Genomic DNA, 17,975 nt, shown 5'->3' on the forward strand with positions numbered 1-17,975 from the left:
CCATGAGCACCGAGCCGTCCACCCCCGCCTTCACCCACACGACCGTGCTGCTGCACGAGACGGTGGACGGCGCGTTCACGACGCCCGACGGCATCTACGTCGACGGCACCTTCGGCCGCGGCGGCCATTCGCGGTTGCTGCTCTCGCGGCTCGGCGAGAAAGGGCGGTTGATCGCCATCGACCGCGACCCCGAGGCGGTCGCGGCCGCGACGTCCGGACAGACGCGGGTCGACGACCCGCGTTTCCACATTTGCCACAGCGCGTTCGCCGACATGGCGGCGCAGCTCGACGCGCTGGGCGTCGACCAGGTCGACGGCATCCTGCTGGACCTGGGCGTGTCCAGCCCGCAGATCGACAACCCGGAACGCGGCTTCAGCTTCCGGTTCGACGGCCCCCTGGACATGCGCATGGACACCACCCGCGGCGAAAGCGCGGCGGACTTCATCGCGCGCGCGGAGGTGTCTCAACTCGCTCAGGTGATCCGCGACTATGGCGAAGAACGGTTTGCTCTCCCGATTGCAAAGGCGCTTGTGGCTCGCCGGGAAAGCGGGCGCCCTGTCCGGACAACCGCCGAGCTTTCCCAAGTCGTGGCTGGTGCAGTCAAAACCCGCGAAGCGGGCCAGAACCCTGCAACGCGCACATTTCAGGCTCTACGGATATTCGTCAACGCCGAGCTTGAAGAGCTGCAGCAGGGGCTGAACGCCGCGCTGTCCAAGCTCAAGCCGGGCGGCCGGCTGGCGGTGATCAGCTTCCATTCGCTGGAAGACCGCATCGTCAAGAACTTCATCGCCGCGCACAGCAAGGAAGAGTTCGACCGCCGCGCCCCGTTCGCCGCGCCCCGGCCGCAGCCGCTGCGCGCCATCGCGCGCGTCAAGCCCAGCGAGGCCGAGGTGCAGGGCAACCCGCGCTCGCGCTCCGCGATCCTGCGCGTGGCCGAACGCACCGACGCGCCGCTGCCCCCGCCCGCGCCGGAAGCCGGCGGCAAGCAGAAGAAGGGAGGCCGTCGATGATCGGCCGCCTGAACCTGCTGCTGATCCTGGCGGTGCTGGTGTCCGGCATCTACATGGTGCGCAGCGCCTACGAGTCGCGCCGGCTGTTCACCGAGCTCGACCGCGCGCAGACCGAGGGCCGCCGGCTCGAGGCCGACTACCAGCGCCTGATGGCCGACCGCCAGGCGCAGGCGACCAACCTGCGCGTCGAGCAGGTCGCGCGCGAGCGGCTGAAGATGCGCCCGATCTCGCCGGCCATCACCTTCAACCCCGACGCGCCCGCGGTCGAGGCCAGCGCGGTGCGCGGCCGCGCCACGGCGCCAGGAGCCGCCCGATGATCGGCAAGCTCCGCAAGGGCTCCCGCAACGCGCCCACGCGCGGCGTCAGCTACTCGAGCAGCCCGCTGCTGGCGTCCAAGACGCCGCCGTGGCGCTCGCGCTTCCTGGTCGCGCTGGTGGGCCTGGCCTTCACCGGGCTGCTGGCGCGCGCGGCCTACATCCAGCTGATCGGCGAGGACTTCTTCCAGCGCCAGGGCGAGGCCCGCTACGCCCACAAGATGGAGCTGCCGGCCTCGCGCGGCAAGATCAGCGACCGCAGCGGTCAGGTGCTGGCCGCCAGCGTCGCGGTGCCGTCGATCTGGGCCTTCCCGAAGGAGGTCGACACCGACCCCGAGAAGCGCCGCCAGCTCGCCAAGCTGCTGGACATGTCGCGCGCCGAGCTCGACAAGCGCCTGGACCCGGCCAACCGCTTCGTGTTCCTGCGCCGCCAGGCCGACGACGAGACCGCCCGCAAGATCAAGGAACTCGGCCTGAAGGGCGTGTTCCAGGACCGCGAGTACAAGCGCCAGTACCCCGAGGGCGAGGCCGCCGCGCACATCGTCGGCTTCACCAACATCGAGGAACAGGGCCAGGAAGGCATCGAGCTCGCGTTCCAGAAGGACCTGCAGGGTCGCGACGGCTCGCGCGCGGTGGTGCGCGACCGGCTGGGCCGCGTCGTCGAGGACATGGGCGAGCGCATCCCCGCGGCCAACGGCAAGGACATCGAACTGTCCATCGACGCCAAGGTCCAGTTCTTCGCCTACCAGCGCGTGCGCGACGCGGTGGCCGACAACAACGCCAAGGCCGGCTCGGTCGTGGTGCTGGACGCGCACACCGGCGAGGTGCTGGCGCTGGCCAACTACCCGAGCTACGACCCGGGCCACCGCCAGAACCTGTCGGGCGAGCAGCTGCGCAACCGCGCGCTGACCGACGTCTTCGAGCCCGGCTCGACGATGAAGCCCTTCACCACCGCGCTGGCGCTGGAGACCGGCCGCGTGCGTCCGGACACGCTGCTGAGCACCGGCCCGCGCAGCGTGGTCATCGCCGGCTGGTCGCCGACCGACGCGCATGCGCACGGCGACCTGACGGTGCAGCAGGTGATCCAGAAGTCCAGCAACATCGGCGCGGCCCGGATGGCGCTGATGATGCAGCCGCGCGAGATGCACGAGATGTTCACCGCGATCGGCCTGGGCCAGCGCCCGCAGATCGACTTCCCCGGCGCGGTGACCGGCAAGCTGCGGCCGTGGAAGAGCTGGCGCCCGATCGAGCAGGCGACGATGAGCTACGGCTACGGCCTGTCGGCGTCGCTGCTGCAGCTGGCGCGCGCCTACACGGTGTTCGCGCGCGACGGCGACATCATCCCGATCACGATGACCAAGCACCCGGCGGACCAGCCGGTGACCGGCATCAAGGTCTTCAGCCCGAAGGTGGCCGCGGACATCCGCACGATGCTGCAGATGGCCGCCGGCCCCGGCGGCACCGCGCCGCAGGCGATGGTCCCGGGCTACAGCGTCGGCGGCAAGTCCGGCACGGCGCACAAGCAGGAAGGCAAGGGCTACGCGAGCCACAAATACCGTTCCTGGTTCGTGGGCATCGCGCCGATCTCCAGGCCGCGCATCATCGTGGCGGTGATGGTCGACGAGCCGAAGAACGGCCAGTACTTCGGCGGCGCCGTCGCCGGGCCGGTCTTCAGCCAGGTGGTGGCGCAGACGCTGCGCCTGATCGGCGAGCCGCCGGACCTGGAGGTCAAGCCGCAGATCGTGGCGCAGCAGAAGCTGCAGGCCGTGGACGAGAGTTTCTGAGCGGGCACGAACCATGTTGATGCACCTGAAATCCCCCGAAGCCGCTGCCCGCTGGCTGCTGGAATGGACGCCGAGCGGCCAGCTGCGCACGGACAGCCGCGCCGTCGGCGCCGGCGACGCCTTCATCGCCTGGCCCGGCTATGCCAAGGACGCGCGGCAGTTCGTCGCCGGCGCGCTGGCCGCGGGCGCCGCGACCGCGCTGGTCGAGCACGCCGGCGCGGCCGAGCATGGCTTCACCGACGCGCGCATCGCCTCGCTGCCCGACCTGAAGGCCAATTGCGGCCGCATCGCCTCGGCCTTCTATGGCGAGCCCAGCCAGCGCCTGAGCGTGCTGGCGGTGACCGGCACGAACGGCAAGACCTCCAGCGCCTGGTGGATCGCGCAGGCGCTGACGCTGCTCGGATCGCGCTGCGGCGTGATCGGCACGCTGGGCGTCGGCCAGCCGCCGGTGCCGGGCGCGACGACGAACGCCTCGATCGAGGCCACCGGCCTGACCACGCCCGATCCGGTGCGCCTGCAGGAAGCGTTCAAGCGCATGGCCGACGACGGCTTCGGCGCGTGCGCGATCGAGGCCTCGTCGATCGGCATCGAGGAACACCGGCTGACCGGCACGACGATCCGGGTCGCGCTGTTCACCAACTTCACGCAGGACCACCTCGACTACCACGGCGGCATGGACGCCTACTGGGTGGCCAAGCGCAAGCTGTTCGACTGGGACGGCCTGAAGGCCGCGGTCGTCAACATCGACGACGCGAAGGGCGCCGAGCTCGCCGCCGAACTGGCCGCGGCCGGCCGGCTCGACCTCTGGACCTACGGCCTGGACCGCGACGACGCGCGGCTGAGCGCGACCGACCTGCGCCATGACGCGCACGGCCTGGCCTTCACGCTGCGCGAGGGCGGCGCGTCGGTGGCGGTGCAGACCGGCCTGATCGGCGACTACAACGTGTCCAACCTGCTGGGCGTGATCGCCGGGCTGCGGGCGCTGGGCCATGGCCTGGAGGACATCGCGCGCGTCGCCGCGCTGGTCACGCCGGTGCCGGGCCGCATGCAGCGCGTGGGCAGCGGCCGCGAGCTGCCGCAGCTGGTCGTCGACTACGCCCACACGCCCGACGCGCTGGAGAAGGCGCTGGGCGCGCTGAAGCCGTTGGCGGCCGCGCGCGGCGGCGAGCTGCGCGTGGTCTTCGGCTGCGGCGGCGACCGCGACCCGGGCAAGCGCCCGCTGATGGGCGCGATCGCCGCGAAGCTCGCGGCGCATGTCGTGCTGACCAGCGACAACCCGCGCACCGAGGACCCGGCGAAGATCCTGGCCGACATCGAGGCCGGCCTGCCCGCCGGCGCCGCGCGCGAGGTCATCGCCGACCGCGCCGAGGCGATCGCCCGGGCCGTCGACCAGGCCGGCGCGCGCGACGTGGTGCTGGTCGCCGGCAAGGGCCACGAGGACTACCAGGAGATCCGCGGCGAGCGCCGCGCGTTCTCCGACGTGCAGGCGGCGCGTGCCGCGCTGATCGAGAGGGCGGGGCTGTGAGCGACACCATCACGCCGTCGATCGCCGCGGGCGGGGCCGAGGCGCCGCTGATGACGCTCGGCCGCGCGCATGAACTGCTGCAGCCGCTGCTGCCGGCGGTCGCGCTGGTCGGCGATCCGGCGACGGTGCTGTCGCGCGTGCACACCGACACGCGCTCGCTGCGCGCGGGCGACCTGTTCGTCGCGCTGCGCGGCGATCGTTTCGACGCCAACGACTTCCTGGCCCAGGCCAAGGCGGCCGGCGCGGCCGCGGCGCTCGCCGAACGCGGCCTGGCCGAGGCCGGCCTGCCCGGTCTGCTGGTGCCGGACGCGAAGGCGGCGCTGGGCCTGCTGTCGCAGGCCTGGCGCGAGCGGCATCACCTGCCGGTGATCGCCGTGACCGGCAGCAACGGCAAGACCACGGTCACGCAGATGATCGCGGCCATCCTGCGCGCCTGGCTGGGCGAGGCCGCGATGCTGGCCACCGAAGGCAACTTCAACAACGAGATCGGCGTGCCGCTGACGCTGCTGCGCCTGCGCCAGGACGAGGCCGCCTGGCACCGCGCCGCGGTCGTCGAGCTCGGCATGAACCACCCCGGCGAGATCGCGCCGCTGGCCGCGATGACGCAGCCGACGGTGGCGCTGGTCAACAACGCGCAGCGCGAGCACCAGGAGTTCATGCACACCGTCGAGGCGGTGGCGCGCGAGAACGGCGCGGTGATCGGCGCGCTGGGCACGGCCGGCGTGGCGGTGTTCCCGGCCGAGGACCCCTGCGCGCCGGTGTGGCAGGAGCAGGCCGCCGGCCGCGCGACGCTGAGCTTCGCGCTGCAGGGCCAGGCCGACGTGATGGGCCGCGCGCAATGGGTCGCGCCGACCGACGCGAGCGCCGCGCAGGGCGCCGCCGGCCACTGGGCGATCGAGATCCTGACGCCCGCGGGCGCGATCCCGGTCGCGCTGGCGATGGCCGGCCAGCACAACGTGCGCAACGCGCTGGCCGCCGCGGCCTGCACGCTGGCCGCCGGCGCGCCGCTGGCCGCGATCCGCGACGGCCTGCAGGCGTTCAAGGCGGTCAAGGGCCGCTCCGCGCTGCAGACGGCGGTGTGGCAGGGCCGCCGCGTCACGCTCATCGACGACAGCTACAACGCCAACCCCGACAGCGTCCGCGCCGCCATCGACGTGCTGGCCGAGCTGCCGGGCGCGTCCTGGCTGGTGCTGGGCGACATGGGCGAGGTCGGCGAGCAGGGCCCGGCCTTCCACCAGGAGGTCGGCGCGCACGCGGCCGACCAGGGCCTGTCGGCGCTGTGGACCGCCGGCGCCGCCGCCCGCGACGCCGCGTCCGCCTACGGCGCGGGCGCCCGCGCGTTCGACACCGTCGGCGAGCTGATCGCCGCGCTGAAGGACGCGCCGCAAGTGCAGAACATCCTGGTCAAGGGTTCGCGCTTCATGAAGATGGAACAGATCGTGGCCGCCTTGCTGTCCGGCGGCCCAGGAGACCCCCATGCTGCTTAGTCTGGCCCAGTGGCTGCAGACCTATTTCCCTGAACTGGGGTTCCTGCGCGTCTTCCAGTACATCACCTTCCGCGCGGTGATGGCGGCGCTGACGGCGCTGCTGATCGGCCTGGCCTTCGGCCCGTGGGTGATCCGCCGCCTGACCGAGCTCAAGATCGGCCAGCCGATCCGCGAGTACGGCGTGCAGCAGCACCTGGCCAAGAGCGGCACGCCCACGATGGGCGGCGTGCTGGTGCTGATCGGCATCGGCGTGTCGACGCTGCTGTGGTTCGACTGGTCCAACCGCTTCGTCTGGGTGGTGATGCTGGTGACGATGGGCTTCGGCCTGATCGGCTGGGTCGACGACTACCGCAAGGTCGTCAACAAGGACCCCGAGGGCATGCGCTCGCGCGAGAAGTTCCTGTGGCAGTCGATCATCGGCCTGATCGCGGCGATCTACCTGGCCTTCAGCGTGTCGGAGACCAGCTTCCTGGGCGTGGTGCAGCTGTTCTTCCGCTGGGTCACGAGCGGCTTCTCGACCGAGCTGCCGCCCAAGGCCGACCTGATGCTGCCGTTCTTCAAGTCGATCAGCTACCCGCTGGGCGTGTTCGGCTTCATCGGCCTGTCCTACCTGGTCATCGTCGGCACCAGCAACGCGGTGAACTTCACCGACGGCCTGGACGGGCTGGCGATCATGCCGGTGGTGATGGTGGGCTCGGCGCTGGGCGTCTTCGCCTACGTGACCGGCTCGTCGGTCTACAGCCGCTACCTGCTGTTCCCCTACATCCCGGGCGCGGGCGAGCTGCTGATCTTCTGCGCCGCGCTCGCGGGCGCGGGCCTCGCGTTCCTGTGGTTCAACGCGCATCCGGCGCAGGTGTTCATGGGCGACGTCGGCGCGCTGGCGCTGGGCGGCGGGCTGGGCACGCTGGCGGTGATCACGCGCCAGGAGATCGTGCTGGGCATCATGGGCGGCGTGTTCGTCGCCGAGGTGCTGTCGGTGATGCTCCAGGTGACCTGGTTCAAGTACACGAAGAAGAAGTACGGCGAGGGCCGGCGCATCTTCAAGATGGCGCCGCTGCACCACCACTTCGAGAAGTCGGGCTGGAAGGAGACGCAGGTCGTCATCCGGTTCTGGATCATCACGATGCTGCTGTGCCTGGTCGGCCTGGCCAGCCTGAAGCTGCGCTGAGCGGGACGCGACGACGATGAGCTCCCTCCAGTTCCCCGCGCTCTACCAGGACCGGCACGCGCTCGTGCTCGGCCTGGGCGACTCCGGCCTGGCGATGGCGGCCTGGGCCGCGCGGCTGGGCGCGCGCGTGACCGTGTGGGACAGCCGCGAGCAGCCGCCGCAGCTCGCCGCGCTGCGCGAGCGCCTGCCCGACGCGGCCTTCGTGCATGGCGAGTTCGCGCCGGCGCTGCTGGACACGATCGACCACAGCTGGGTGCTGCTGAAGAGCCCCGGCCTGTCGCCGCTGGACGCGCGGCTGAAGCCGCTGCTGGCGCGGGCCGAGGAGATCGGCCTGCGCGTGCGCGGCGAGCTCGAGCTGTTCGCGCAGGCGCTGGCGGAGCTGAAGACGCTGTACCGCTATGAGCCGGGCGTGCTGGCGATCACCGGCACCAACGGCAAGACGACGACCACCAGCATGACCGCGCTGCTGGTCGAGCGCGCCGGCCGCCGCGTCGCGATGGCCGGCAACATCGGCCCGACGCTGCTGGGCACCTTGAGCGACGCGCTCGACAAGGAGCCGATGCCGCAGCCGAAGGACGAGGGTGTCGCCGACGCGGCGCTCGAGGTCGATCCCGCCGAGGAGGCGATCGTCGACCTGGCCGTCGAGGCGGTGGCTCCCACGGACGAACCGGGGGTCGAGTCCGCGATGGCGGCGGACGCCACCACGGACGCGGCGGCTTCGGTCGACGCGCCCGAGGCGGACACGCGGGAAGCGGCGACATCGAACGACGCCGAGCCGAACGCCGAGGTGCTGCTGGCGCCGGTCGACGAACCCGTCGTCGACGCGGCCGCGGCCGCCGACGAGCGCGGCGCGCTCGAGACCGTCGCCGAGCTGCTCGACGAGCAGCCGCTGCCGATCAAGCCCCCGCCGCCGAAGCCGGCCGAGTTCGAGGTCCTGCCGCAGGTCTGGGTGCTGGAGCTCTCCAGCTTCCAGCTCGACGGCGTCAAGGGCTTCGAGCCGAGCGCCGGCGCGGTGCTGAACATCACGCAGGACCACCTGGACTGGCATGGCGACATGCCGGCCTACGCACGCGCCAAGGGCCGCGTCTTCGGCGAGCACGGCGTGCTGGTGATCAACCGCGACGACCCCGAGGTCGAGGCGCTGGTGCCCGCGCCGATCACCGTGAAGCAGGGCCGCGGCCGGCCCGCGAAGCAGGTCGAGCGCGAGGTCGTGCGCTTCGGCCTGGACGCGCCGCGCCGGCCGGGCGACTTCGGCCTGCTGGTCGAGAACGGCATGGCCTGGCTGGTCCGCGCCCGCGAGCAGGAAGCGGAACTCAAGGGCCTGAAGCGCCGCAAGGACGACGAGGAGGAGCTCCTCATCCAGCGCCTGATGCCGGCCGACGCGCTGCGCGTGCGCGGCCGCCACAACGCCGCGAACGCGCTGGCGGCGCTGGCGCTGGCCTCGTCGATCGGCTGCCCGCTGGCGCCGATGCTGCACGGCCTGCGCGAGTACCGCGGCGAGCCGCACCGCGTCGAGTTCGTCACCGCGATCAAGGGCGTCGACTTCTACGACGACTCCAAGGGCACCAACGTCGGCGCGACCGTCGCGGCGGTGATGGGCCTGGGCGCCGACCGCGCGCCGGCCAAGCTGGTGATGATCCTGGGCGGCGACGGCAAGGGGCAGGACTTCTCCCCGCTGGCCACGCCGATCGCGCTGCATGCGCGCGCGGTCGCGCTGATCGGCCGCGACGCGCCGCAGATCGAGGCGGCGCTGCGGGACAGCGGCGTCGTGATGCACCGCCACGACTCGCTCGAGGCGGCGACGCACTGGGCGCTCGCGCAGGCGCAGTCCGGCGACAGCGTGCTGCTGAGCCCCGCCTGCGCCAGCCTGGACATGTTCCGCAACTACGCCCATCGCGCCGAGGTGTTCATCGCCACCGTGCGCGAACTGGCCGAAGACGAGGGGCTGATCGGATGAGCGCCGCGTCGATCCTCGAGACCGTCGGCGAACGCGCCCGCGCGCTGTTCTCGCGCCGCCCGACCGCGGCCGCGGGCAACGGCGGCGTCGACGTGCCGGTGCGCGACTGGGTGTCGACCTCGGCCGGCCAGCCCACGCGCATCCTGGGCTTCGACCTGACGCTGATCTGGGTCGTGCTGTCGCTGCTGGCGCTGGGCCTGCTGATGGTCTATTCGGCGTCGATCGCGCTGCCGGACAACCCCAAGTTCTCGAAGTACGCGCCGATGCACTTCTTCGTGCGCCAGAGCCTGTTCATCGGGATCGGCCTGCTGGCCGGCTGGATCACGGTGATGGTGCCGGTGAGCTTCTGGGAACGCCACGCGCCCAAGCTGTTCGTCATCGCGCTGGCGCTGCTGATGATCGTGTTGATCCCGCACGTGGGCAAGGGCGTCAACGGCGCGCGCCGCTGGCTGCCGCTGGGCGTCATGAACTTCCAGCCCTCCGAGCTGGCCAAGCTGGCCATCGCGATGTACGCGGCCAACTACATGGTCCGCAAGATGGAGGTGAAGGAGAACTTCGTGCGCGCGGTGTGGCCGATGGCCGCCGCGCTGGCCTTCACCGGCATGCTGCTGCTGGCCGAGCCGGACATGGGCGCCTTCATGGTCATCGCGGCGATCGCGATGGGCATCCTGTTCCTGGGCGGCGTCAACGGCCGCATGTTCTTCCTCAGCGTGGCCGTGCTGATCGGCGCCTTCGTGCTGATGATCACCTTCAGCGATTTCCGGCGCGAGCGGATCTTCGCCTACCTCAATCCGTGGGACGAGAAGTACGCGCAGGGCAAGGCCTACCAGCTGACGCACTCGCTGATCGCCTTCGGCCGGGGCGAGTTCTTCGGCCAGGGCCTGGGCTCCAGCCTGGAGAAGCTGCACTACCTGCCCGAGGCCCACACCGACTTCCTGCTCGCCGTGATCGGCGAGGAGCTCGGCTTCATCGGCGTGGCGATCGTCATCTTTGCGTTCTTCTGGCTGTCGCGCCGGCTGTTCCACATCGGCCGCCAGGCGGTGGCGCTGGACCGGGTCTTCGCCGGCCTGTACGCGCAGGGCATCGGCATCTGGATGGGCGGCCAGGCCTTCATCAACATGGGCGTGAACCTCGGCGCGCTGCCGACCAAGGGCCTGACGCTGCCGCTGATGAGCTATGGCGGCTCGGCCACCGTCCTCAACTGCGTGGCGCTGGCGATCTGCCTGCGGATCGACATCGAGAACAGACAACTGATGCGAGGGGGCCGGGCATGAGCACCCGTCACCTCGTCGTGATGGCGGCCGGTACCGGCGGCCACGTGATTCCTGGACTGGCCGTGGCCGCCGAGATGCAGCGCCGCGGCTGGACCGTGTCCTGGCTCGGCACCGAGGCCGGCATGGAGAACAAGCTCGTGCCGCCGTCGGGCCTGCCGATGGACCGCCTGTCCTTCGCCGGCCTGCGCGGCAAGGGCCTGAAGCATTCGCTGCTGGGGGTGGTGCGCCTGTTCAAGGCGCTGGCGCAAAGCGCGCATGTCTTCAGCGAGCGCAAGGCCGATGCCGTGCTCGGCATGGGCGGCTACGTCTGCTTCCCCGGCGGCCTGGTCGCCTGGATGATGCGCCGCCCGCTGATGCTGGTGAACGCCGACGCCGCGCTGCTGCTGTCCAACAAGGCGCTGGCGCCGGTCGCCAGGAAGATCGCCTTCGGCTTCGACGGCCTGGCCGCCGCGCAGCAGAAGAAGAGCGTCGTCACCGGCAATCCGGTGCGCACCGAGATCGAGGACCTGCCCGCGCCCGAACTGCGCTTCGCCGGCCGCAACGGCCCGCTGAAGGTGCTGATCGTCGGCGGCTCGCTGGGCGCGCGCGCGATCAACGACGTGCTGCCGCAGACGCTGGCGCTGTGGGACGAACACCAGCGCCCGCTGGTCACGCACCAGACCGGCGAGGCCAACTTCCCGCTGGTCCAGGCCGCCTATGCCAAGGCCGGCGTGCAAGCCGAGGTCGTGCCCTTCATCACGGACATGGCCGCGCGCCTGGCCGACGCCGACGTGGTGATCTGCCGCGCCGGCGCGGTCACCGTGTCCGAGCTGTGCGCCGCGGGCGTCGCCAGCATCCTGGTGCCGCTGGTGGTCAGCACGACCTCGCACCAGCGCGACAACGCGCAGTACATGGCGCAGCACGGGGCCGGCACGCACCTGCCGCAGGGCGAGCTGAGCGCGCAGGCGCTGTTCGACCTGCTGCAGCAGCCGCGCGAGTACTGGCTGGCGATGGCGTCCAAGGCGCGTTCGCTGGCGCGTCCGCGCGCCGCCTCGCGCGTCGCCGACGAGCTCGAAGCGCTGGTCGACGCGGTGGACGCGAAGTCCGGCGGCAATAGCAAGAGCAACAAGGGCAACAAGGGCAGCGGCAGCGGCGCGGGCCTCGGCCCCGGAGGGCGCGCATGAAACACGCCATCCAGCGCATCCATTTCACCGGCATCGGCGGCGCCGGCATGAGCGGCATCGCCGAACTGCTGGTCGCGCAGGGCTACCGCGTCAGCGGCTCCGACCAGGGCGAGGGCGACACCACGCGCCGGCTGCGCGCGCTCGGCGTGGACGTCAAGATCGGCCACGCGGCCGAGCACGTCGGCGACGCGCAGGTGCTGGTCAAGTCCAGCGCGATCAAGGCCGACAACCCCGAGCTGATGGCCGCGCACCAGCACGGCATCCCGGTGCTGCTGCGCGCGCAGATGCTGGCCGAGCTGATGCGTCCGCGGCTGGGCATCGCCGTCGCCGGCACGCACGGCAAGACGACGACGACCTCGCTGCTGACCACGGTGATGCTGCAGGCGGGCCTGGACCCGAGCTACGCGATCGGCGGCCAGTTGCTGTCGGCCGGCGCCAACGCGGCGCTGGGCGGCGGGCTGCACATGGTGGTCGAGGCCGACGAGTCGGACGCCTCCTTCCTGCACCTGCTGCCGCAGCTGGCGATCGTCACCAACATCGACGCCGACCACATGGACACCTACGGGCACGACATGGCCCGTCTGCGTCAGGCCTTCGTCGACTTCCTGCACCGGATGCCGTTCTGGGGCGCCGCGGTGCTGTGCGGCGACGACGCCGGCGTGCGCAGCATCGTGCCGATGGTCTCTCGCCAGGTGATCCTGTACGGGATGGACGCGGGCAACGCGGTGCGCGCGACCGACGTCGCGGCCGAGGCCGGCGGCGGCATGCGCTTCACCGCGCTGCGCCGCGACCGCGCGGACCGCGAACTGGCGCCGCTGAACGTGCTGCTGCGCCTGAACGGCCGGCACAACGTGCTCAACGCGCTGTCGGTGATCGCGATGGCGATGGAGCTCGGCATCGACGACGCCGCGCTGCTGCAGGCGCTGGCCAACTTCGGCGGCGTGGGCCGGCGCTTCCAGTCGTATGGCGAGCTGCCGGTCGCCTCGGAGGCGGCCGACGCGGGCGAGGCCGGCACCGTGCTGCTGATCGACGACTACGGCCATCACCCGGTCGAGATGCAGGCGGTGCTGAACGCCGCGCGCGGCGCCTATCCGGGCCGCCGGCTGCTGCTGGCCTTCCAGCCGCACCGCTACACCCGCACCCGCGACTGCTTCGACGAGTTCGCCGACGTGCTGGCCCAGGCCGACGGCGTGCTGCTGACCGAGATCTATGCCGCCAGCGAGTCCCCGCTGCCCGGCATCAGCGGCGAAAGCCTGGCGCGCGCGGTGACCGGCCGCGGCACCGCGGCCGGCTACGTCGCGGACTGGCAGGGACTGCCGCAGGCGATCGCCCACCAGGCGCGCGCCGGCGATGTGGTGATCGTGATGGGAGCCGGCTCGATCGCCGCCGTTCCCGCGCGCACCGTCGACCTTTTGACGAAGGGAGTCCGGACATGAGCACGGACCTCAACCAAGCTTCCGCCCTGTCGCAACGCCTGGGCATCGACCGCATCGACGCGAAGGCGCTGGGCAAGGTCGCCGTGCTGTTCGGCGGCGACTCCGCCGAACGCGAGGTCTCGCTGATGTCGGGCAGCGGCGTGCTGGACGCGCTGCGCGCCGAAGGCGTGGACGCGCATGCGTTCGACCCGGCCGAGCGCAACCTGCTCGAGCTGAAGACCGAAGGGTTCCAGCGCGCGTTCATCGCGCTGCACGGCCGCCACGGCGAGGACGGCACGGTGCAGGGCGCGCTCGAGCTGATGGGCATCCCGTACACCGGTTCCGGCGTGATGGCCTCGGCGATCGCGATGGACAAGATCACCACGAAGCGCGTCTGGCTGGCCGACCGGCTGTCGACGCCGCGCTGGGTCAGCCTCAGGCGCGGCGAGCTGCAGCGCGAGCGCGTGCGCACCGTGCCCGACGAGCTGGGCCTGCCGATCTTCGTCAAGCCACCGCACGAGGGCTCGTCCATCGGCGCGAGCAAGGTGATGGGCTACTCGGACATGCAGGCCGCGGTCGAACTGGCCGCGCAGTACGACGCCGAGGTGCTCTGCGAGGAATTCGTCGACGGCGCCGAGCTGACCTGCCCGGTACTGGGCGAGGGCGCCGACGCGATCGCGCTGCCGGTGATCGAGATCCGGGCCGTCGCCGGCAATTACGACTACCAGAACAAATACTTCACCGACACCACGCAGTACCTGGTCGGCGAGTTGCCGCCCGACGAGCAGGCCCGCGTGCAGGACCTGGTGTTGGCGGCCTACCGCTCGCTGGGCGCGCGCGGCTGGGGCCGCATCGACGTGATGCGCCGCAAGGCCGACGGCGAGCTGTTCCTGCTGGAGATCAACACCTCGCCGGGCATGACCTCCCATTCGCTGGTGCCGAAGGCGGCCGCCGCCGTCGGCATCTCCTACCCGAAGCTGTGCCTGTACCTGCTGTCGCAGGCACGCCTGGACAGCCAGGCCTGAACCGGACCTGACAGGACCACCCCCCAGCCACCGCCATGGGCGCCACCTTCACCCACACCGCCGCACCGCTGCCGCCGGACATCCGCGTGATGAACGGCGTCGCGGGGCTGCTGCTCGCCGGCTTCGCGCTGGCCGCGGCGGCGGTGGGGCTGCACTGGCTGGCGCGCCAGCCGGCGTTCTCGATCAAGTCGATCACGGTGGAAGGCGACGTGAGCCGCAACAGCAGCGCCTCGCTGCGCGCGAACGCGCTGCCGCGGTTGTCGGGCAACTTCCTGACGATGAACCTGCTGCAGGCGCGCGCCGCCTTCGAGGCGGTGCCCTGGGTCCGGCACGCGTCGGTGCGCCGGGTCTGGCCGCTGCACCTGGTGGTCGCGCTCGAGGAACACCGTCCCGCCGCCTACTGGGAAACCAAGGCCGAGAACGCCGACGCCGATTCCGACGCGGTCGTCGATACCCGGCTGGTCAACAGTTTCGGCGAGGTCTTCGAGGCCAACCTGGGCGATGTCGAGGACGAGGACCTGCCCACGCTGGCCGGCCCGGCGAAATCCTCCGGCGCGATGTTAGCGATGTGGCGGCAACTCGACCCGATGACCCACCTGAAACTGGACGAGGGGGTCGCCCGGCTGGATTTGTCGGGGCGCGGGTCCTGGAAGGCCACGCTGGAAAAGGGAGCGGTCGTCGAACTCGGCCGGGGCAGCGAGGCCGAGGTCGTCGCCCGGTATGGGCAATTCATCGCCAGCGTCCCCCGGATCACCGCCCGCTATCGCAGCTCGCTGGTTTCGGCGGATCTCCGGCACGAGGCCGGATATGCGGTTCGCCTGGCAGGCGTCACGACGGTTACCACTGCGCCCAAGGGCGCCAAGAAGAATTGAGGACTGGCATGGCCAAGGAATACAAGGATTTGGTCGTCGGGTTGGACATCGGCACCGCCAAGATCATGGCGGTGGTGGCCGAGGTGATGGGGGACGGCCAATTGCGGATCGCCGGCCTGGGCGTGGCGCCCAGCCATGGGCTCAAGCGCGGGGTCGTGGTCAATATCGACGCCACCGTCCAGTCCATCCAGCAGGCGCTGAAAGAGGCCGAAATGATGGCCGACTGCCGGATCTCGCGGGTTTACACCGGGATTACCGGCAGCCATATCCGCGGCCAGAACTCGACCGGCATGGTCATCGTGCGGGACAAGGAAGTGACGCCGGTGGACGTGGCCCGGGTCGTGGAAACCGCCAAGGCGATCAATATTCCCAATGACCAGCGCCTGCTGCTGGTGGAACCGCAGGAATTCGTGATCGACGGCCATGAGGTCAAGGAGCCGATCGGCATGAGCGGCGGCCGGCTGGAGGTCAAGGTCCACATCGTGACCGGCGCCCAGAGCGCGGCGGAAAACATCGTCAAGTGCGTGCGCCGCTGCGGCCTGGAGGTCGAGCAACTCGTGCTGAATCCGAGCGCGTCCAGTTTGGCTGCGCTCACTTCCGACGAACGCGACCTGGGCGTGGCGCTGGTGGACATCGGCGCCGGCACGACCGACGTGGCGATCTTCACCGGCGGCTCGATCCGCCATACCGCGGTGATTCCGATCGCCGGCGACCTGATTACCAGCGATATCGCGATGGCGCTGCGCACCCCGACCAAGGATGCGGAGGAAATCAAGGTCGAGCATGGCGTGGCCAAGCAATTGCTGGCCGATCCGGCGGACCAGGTGGAAGTGCCGGGTTTGGGCGACCGGGCACCCCGGATGCTCTCCAAACAGGCCCTGGCCGGGGTGATCGAACCCCGGGTCGAGGAAATCTTCTCCCTCGTGCATCAGGTCATCCGGGAATCCGGCTACGAGGAACTGCTGTCCTCGGGAATCGTCCTGTCGGGCGGTTCGTCGGTCATGCCGGGCATGGTCGAACTGGCCGAGGACATTTTCCTGAAACCGGTTCGCCGTGGGAATCCTACTTACAACGGCGCGCTGTTCGACATGGTCGCCAATCCCCGTTCGGCGACCGTGATGGGATTGTTGGAAGAAGCGCGGCTGTCGCGCACGCGGGGATTCAAGGCGGCGCAGCAGGCGGGTTCGGTCAAGACCCTGTTCGGCCGCGCCAAGGACTGGTTCCTGGGGAATTTCTAAGAAGTCGGCATCGACCGGCTCACGTTTTCTTTACGACGTTCGAGGGTTTTGCCCCCTAAAAAAGGGCCGATCCCACTTCTATTTTGCTGATGGCAACTGCACAATATGGACAGGAGGTTTGATATGGCGATCGAGATGATCGAAGAGTTTGATCAGGGCACCCAGATCAAGGTGATCGGCGTGGGCGGCGGCGGCGGCAACGCGGTCGAGCACATGATCAGCCAAGGTGTCCAGGGCGTGGAATTCATCGTGGCCAACACGGATGCCCAAGCCCTGAATCGCTCCAAGGCCGATCAACTCCTGCAACTGGGCCATACCGGCCTGGGCGCCGGCGCGAAACCCGAGGTCGGCAAATCCGCCGCCGAGGAGGCCGAGGCCCGCATCCGCGAATCCATCACCGGCGCGCACATGCTGTTCATCACCGCCGGCATGGGCGGCGGCACCGGCACCGGCGCGGCGCCGGTGATCGCGCGCGTGGCCAAGGAGATGGGCATCCTGACCGTCGGCGTGGTGACCAAGCCGTTCGAGTTCGAAGGCAACCGCCGCGGCAAGGCCGCGGACCTGGGCCTGCAGGAGCTCGAGGCGAATGTCGACTCGCTGATCGTGGTGCTCAACGACAAGCTGCTGGAAGTGCTGGGCGACGACGTCACGCAGGACCAGGCCTTCGCGCACGCCAACGACGTGCTGAAGAACGCGGTCGGCGGCATCTCCGACATCATCCACATGCCGGGCCTGGTCAACGTCGACTTCGAAGACGTGAAGACCGTGATGAGCGAGCCGGGCAAGGCGATGATGGGCACGGCCGTGGCCTCGGGTCCGGACCGCGCGACCAAGGCGGCCGAAGGCGCCGTGGCCTGCCCGCTGCTGGAAGGCATCGATCTGTCCGGCGCGCGGGGCGTGCTGGTGCTGATCGCGGCGAGCCGCAACAACTTCAAGCTGGCCGAGAGCCGCAACGCGATGACCGCGATCAAGCGCTACGCCGCTGAAGACGCGCACATCATCTACGGCACCGCCTACGACGAATCGCTGGGCGACCAGTTGCGCGTCACCGTGATCGCGACCGGCCTGTGCCAGCGCGCCGCGGCGCGCCAGCAGCCGCAGCTCGTCGTGCAGCAGCCGCAGCTGCGCACCGGCACCGACAACATGCCGGTGCTGACGCAGCCGGTGGTGATGCCGGGCTCGGCCGCCGCGCAGGGCTCGCCCGCCGCCGCGCCGATGACCGCGTCGGACTTCGGCGGCATGAGCGTGCCCAGCGTCTGGCGCCATGGCCGCACGGCCGCCGCCAAGGTGGAAGCGCTGTCGTCCAACGGCATGGACGAGATCGAGATCCCGGCCTTCCTGCGCAAGCAGGCGGACTGAGACCGACCTCACTCGAACGCCATCAGCTTGAAGGCCGTGTCCCCTCGGGGGCACGGCCTCTTTTCATTGGGGCGGCGCGCCCGCATTCGGGGGGCCGTTGTTGCAATTGAAGGCTCGTGCCCGTGGGTGAAGTTCGGCACACTGGCGCCCGATCACAAGACAGAGCGGGTGCATGGTCCAGGGTGAACACGGAATGACGGCGTCGGGGCGGCCGGCCGCGCGTGCGCGGCGGGCGAGGACGTCGCGTCCGTGGGCGTCGTGGCTGCTGGAGGCGCTGTCGCTGCTGGTCCTGCTGGCCCTGCTCGTGGCGATCGCCGCGCCCGGGACGAGCCGCGCCGAGGACGGCGCCCCGCTGCGGGCGACCGCCGCCGCGCCGCCGGCGCA

General features: G+C 70.7%; 15 protein-coding genes. All 15 read left to right on the plus strand.

Translation table 11 applies throughout. From position 1 onward, the window contains the following. Nucleotides 1–2: 2 nt before the first annotated feature. On the plus strand, nt 3–1,010 hold the full coding sequence (gene rsmH, locus N5D62_RS20680; protein ID WP_279759778.1) for a 16S rRNA (cytosine(1402)-N(4))-methyltransferase RsmH: 1,008 nt from the start codon (nt 3–5) through the stop codon (nt 1,008–1,010). Beyond that, nucleotides 1,007–1,327, plus strand: coding sequence for a cell division protein FtsL (gene ftsL, locus N5D62_RS20685; RefSeq protein WP_347881829.1), 321 nt, complete (start codon nt 1,007–1,009; stop codon nt 1,325–1,327). Before rsmH ends, ftsL begins: the two co-directional genes overlap by 4 nt. After that, the gene (locus N5D62_RS20690) at nt 1,324–3,108 is read left to right on the plus strand and encodes a penicillin-binding protein 2 (RefSeq protein WP_279759779.1); all 1,785 of its coding nucleotides are present in this window, start codon (nt 1,324–1,326) and stop codon (nt 3,106–3,108) included. The genes ftsL and N5D62_RS20690 overlap by 4 nt, the downstream gene beginning before the upstream one ends. 13 nt (nt 3,109–3,121) lie before the next feature. Beyond that, nucleotides 3,122–4,633 carry a UDP-N-acetylmuramoyl-L-alanyl-D-glutamate--2,6-diaminopimelate ligase gene (locus N5D62_RS20695; protein WP_279759780.1) on the plus strand — a complete coding sequence of 504 codons (1,512 nt, stop codon included), beginning with the start codon at nt 3,122–3,124 and terminating at the stop codon, nt 4,631–4,633. Between the two features lie 50 nt (nt 4,634–4,683). Beyond that, complete coding sequence (gene murF / locus N5D62_RS20700; protein ID WP_279759793.1) at nt 4,684–6,120, plus strand: UDP-N-acetylmuramoyl-tripeptide--D-alanyl-D-alanine ligase; 1,437 nt, start codon at nt 4,684–4,686, stop codon at nt 6,118–6,120. Next, nucleotides 6,110–7,288: a phospho-N-acetylmuramoyl-pentapeptide-transferase gene (gene mraY / locus N5D62_RS20705; protein ID WP_279759781.1), complete on the plus strand. Its 1,179-nt coding sequence runs from the start codon at nt 6,110–6,112 to the stop codon at nt 7,286–7,288. The genes murF and mraY overlap by 11 nt, the downstream gene beginning before the upstream one ends. Nucleotides 7,289–7,304: 16 nt before the next feature. Next, entirely contained in the window at nt 7,305–9,245 is a 1,941-nt protein-coding gene (gene murD, locus N5D62_RS20710) for a UDP-N-acetylmuramoyl-L-alanine--D-glutamate ligase (RefSeq protein WP_279759782.1), read from the plus strand. After that, on the plus strand, nt 9,242–10,519 hold the full coding sequence (ftsW, locus tag N5D62_RS20715; RefSeq protein ID WP_279759783.1) for a putative lipid II flippase FtsW: 1,278 nt from the start codon (nt 9,242–9,244) through the stop codon (nt 10,517–10,519). Before murD ends, ftsW begins: the two co-directional genes overlap by 4 nt. Continuing rightward, nucleotides 10,516–11,682 (plus strand): undecaprenyldiphospho-muramoylpentapeptide beta-N-acetylglucosaminyltransferase, encoded by a 1,167-nt coding sequence (murG, locus tag N5D62_RS20720; RefSeq protein WP_279759784.1) that lies wholly within the window; start codon nt 10,516–10,518, stop codon nt 11,680–11,682. The genes ftsW and murG overlap by 4 nt, the downstream gene beginning before the upstream one ends. After that, nucleotides 11,679–13,118, plus strand: coding sequence for a UDP-N-acetylmuramate--L-alanine ligase (murC, locus tag N5D62_RS20725; RefSeq protein ID WP_279759785.1), 1,440 nt, complete (start codon nt 11,679–11,681; stop codon nt 13,116–13,118). The genes murG and murC overlap by 4 nt, the downstream gene beginning before the upstream one ends. Beyond that, complete coding sequence (locus N5D62_RS20730; protein WP_279759786.1) at nt 13,115–14,122, plus strand: D-alanine--D-alanine ligase; 1,008 nt, start codon at nt 13,115–13,117, stop codon at nt 14,120–14,122. Before murC ends, N5D62_RS20730 begins: the two co-directional genes overlap by 4 nt. A gap of 35 nt (nt 14,123–14,157) precedes the next feature. Beyond that, a complete protein-coding gene (locus tag N5D62_RS20735; protein WP_279759787.1) occupies nt 14,158–14,994 on the plus strand; it encodes a cell division protein FtsQ/DivIB in 837 nt (278 codons plus the stop codon). Between the two features lie 8 nt (nt 14,995–15,002). Beyond that, nucleotides 15,003–16,232 carry a cell division protein FtsA gene (gene ftsA / locus N5D62_RS20740; protein ID WP_067276931.1) on the plus strand — a complete coding sequence of 410 codons (1,230 nt, stop codon included), beginning with the start codon at nt 15,003–15,005 and terminating at the stop codon, nt 16,230–16,232. Between the two features lie 123 nt (nt 16,233–16,355). Continuing rightward, on the plus strand, nt 16,356–17,591 hold the full coding sequence (ftsZ, locus tag N5D62_RS20745; protein ID WP_279759788.1) for a cell division protein FtsZ: 1,236 nt from the start codon (nt 16,356–16,358) through the stop codon (nt 17,589–17,591). A 172-nt stretch (nt 17,592–17,763) separates the two neighbouring features. Next, nucleotides 17,764–17,975 (plus strand): hypothetical protein (locus tag N5D62_RS20750; RefSeq protein ID WP_279759789.1); only part of this gene is annotated, 212 nt, incomplete at its 3' end.

Origin of the sequence: Mitsuaria sp. GD03876 (assembly GCF_029840635.1) — a bacterium.
GTDB lineage: Bacteria > Pseudomonadota > Gammaproteobacteria > Burkholderiales > Burkholderiaceae_C > Roseateles.

Bases quoted from the DNA above. Each gene is read 5' to 3' on its own strand.
- rsmH (WP_279759778.1), top strand. From the start codon at position 3: ATGAGCACCGAGCCGTCCACCCCCGCCTTCACCCACACGACCGTGCTG.
- ftsL (WP_347881829.1), top strand. From the start codon at position 1,007: ATGATCGGCCGCCTGAACCTGCTGCTGATCCTGGCGGTGCTGGTGTCC.
- N5D62_RS20690 (WP_279759779.1), top strand. From the start codon at position 1,324: ATGATCGGCAAGCTCCGCAAGGGCTCCCGCAACGCGCCCACGCGCGGC.
- N5D62_RS20695 (WP_279759780.1), top strand. From the start codon at position 3,122: ATGTTGATGCACCTGAAATCCCCCGAAGCCGCTGCCCGCTGGCTGCTG.
- murF (WP_279759793.1), top strand. From the start codon at position 4,684: ATGACGCTCGGCCGCGCGCATGAACTGCTGCAGCCGCTGCTGCCGGCG.
- mraY (WP_279759781.1), top strand. From the start codon at position 6,110: ATGCTGCTTAGTCTGGCCCAGTGGCTGCAGACCTATTTCCCTGAACTG.
- murD (WP_279759782.1), top strand. From the start codon at position 7,305: ATGAGCTCCCTCCAGTTCCCCGCGCTCTACCAGGACCGGCACGCGCTC.
- ftsW (WP_279759783.1), top strand. From the start codon at position 9,242: ATGAGCGCCGCGTCGATCCTCGAGACCGTCGGCGAACGCGCCCGCGCG.
- murG (WP_279759784.1), top strand. From the start codon at position 10,516: ATGAGCACCCGTCACCTCGTCGTGATGGCGGCCGGTACCGGCGGCCAC.
- murC (WP_279759785.1), top strand. From the start codon at position 11,679: ATGAAACACGCCATCCAGCGCATCCATTTCACCGGCATCGGCGGCGCC.
- N5D62_RS20730 (WP_279759786.1), top strand. From the start codon at position 13,115: ATGAGCACGGACCTCAACCAAGCTTCCGCCCTGTCGCAACGCCTGGGC.
- N5D62_RS20735 (WP_279759787.1), top strand. From the start codon at position 14,158: ATGGGCGCCACCTTCACCCACACCGCCGCACCGCTGCCGCCGGACATC.
- ftsA (WP_067276931.1), top strand. From the start codon at position 15,003: ATGGCCAAGGAATACAAGGATTTGGTCGTCGGGTTGGACATCGGCACC.
- ftsZ (WP_279759788.1), top strand. From the start codon at position 16,356: ATGGCGATCGAGATGATCGAAGAGTTTGATCAGGGCACCCAGATCAAG.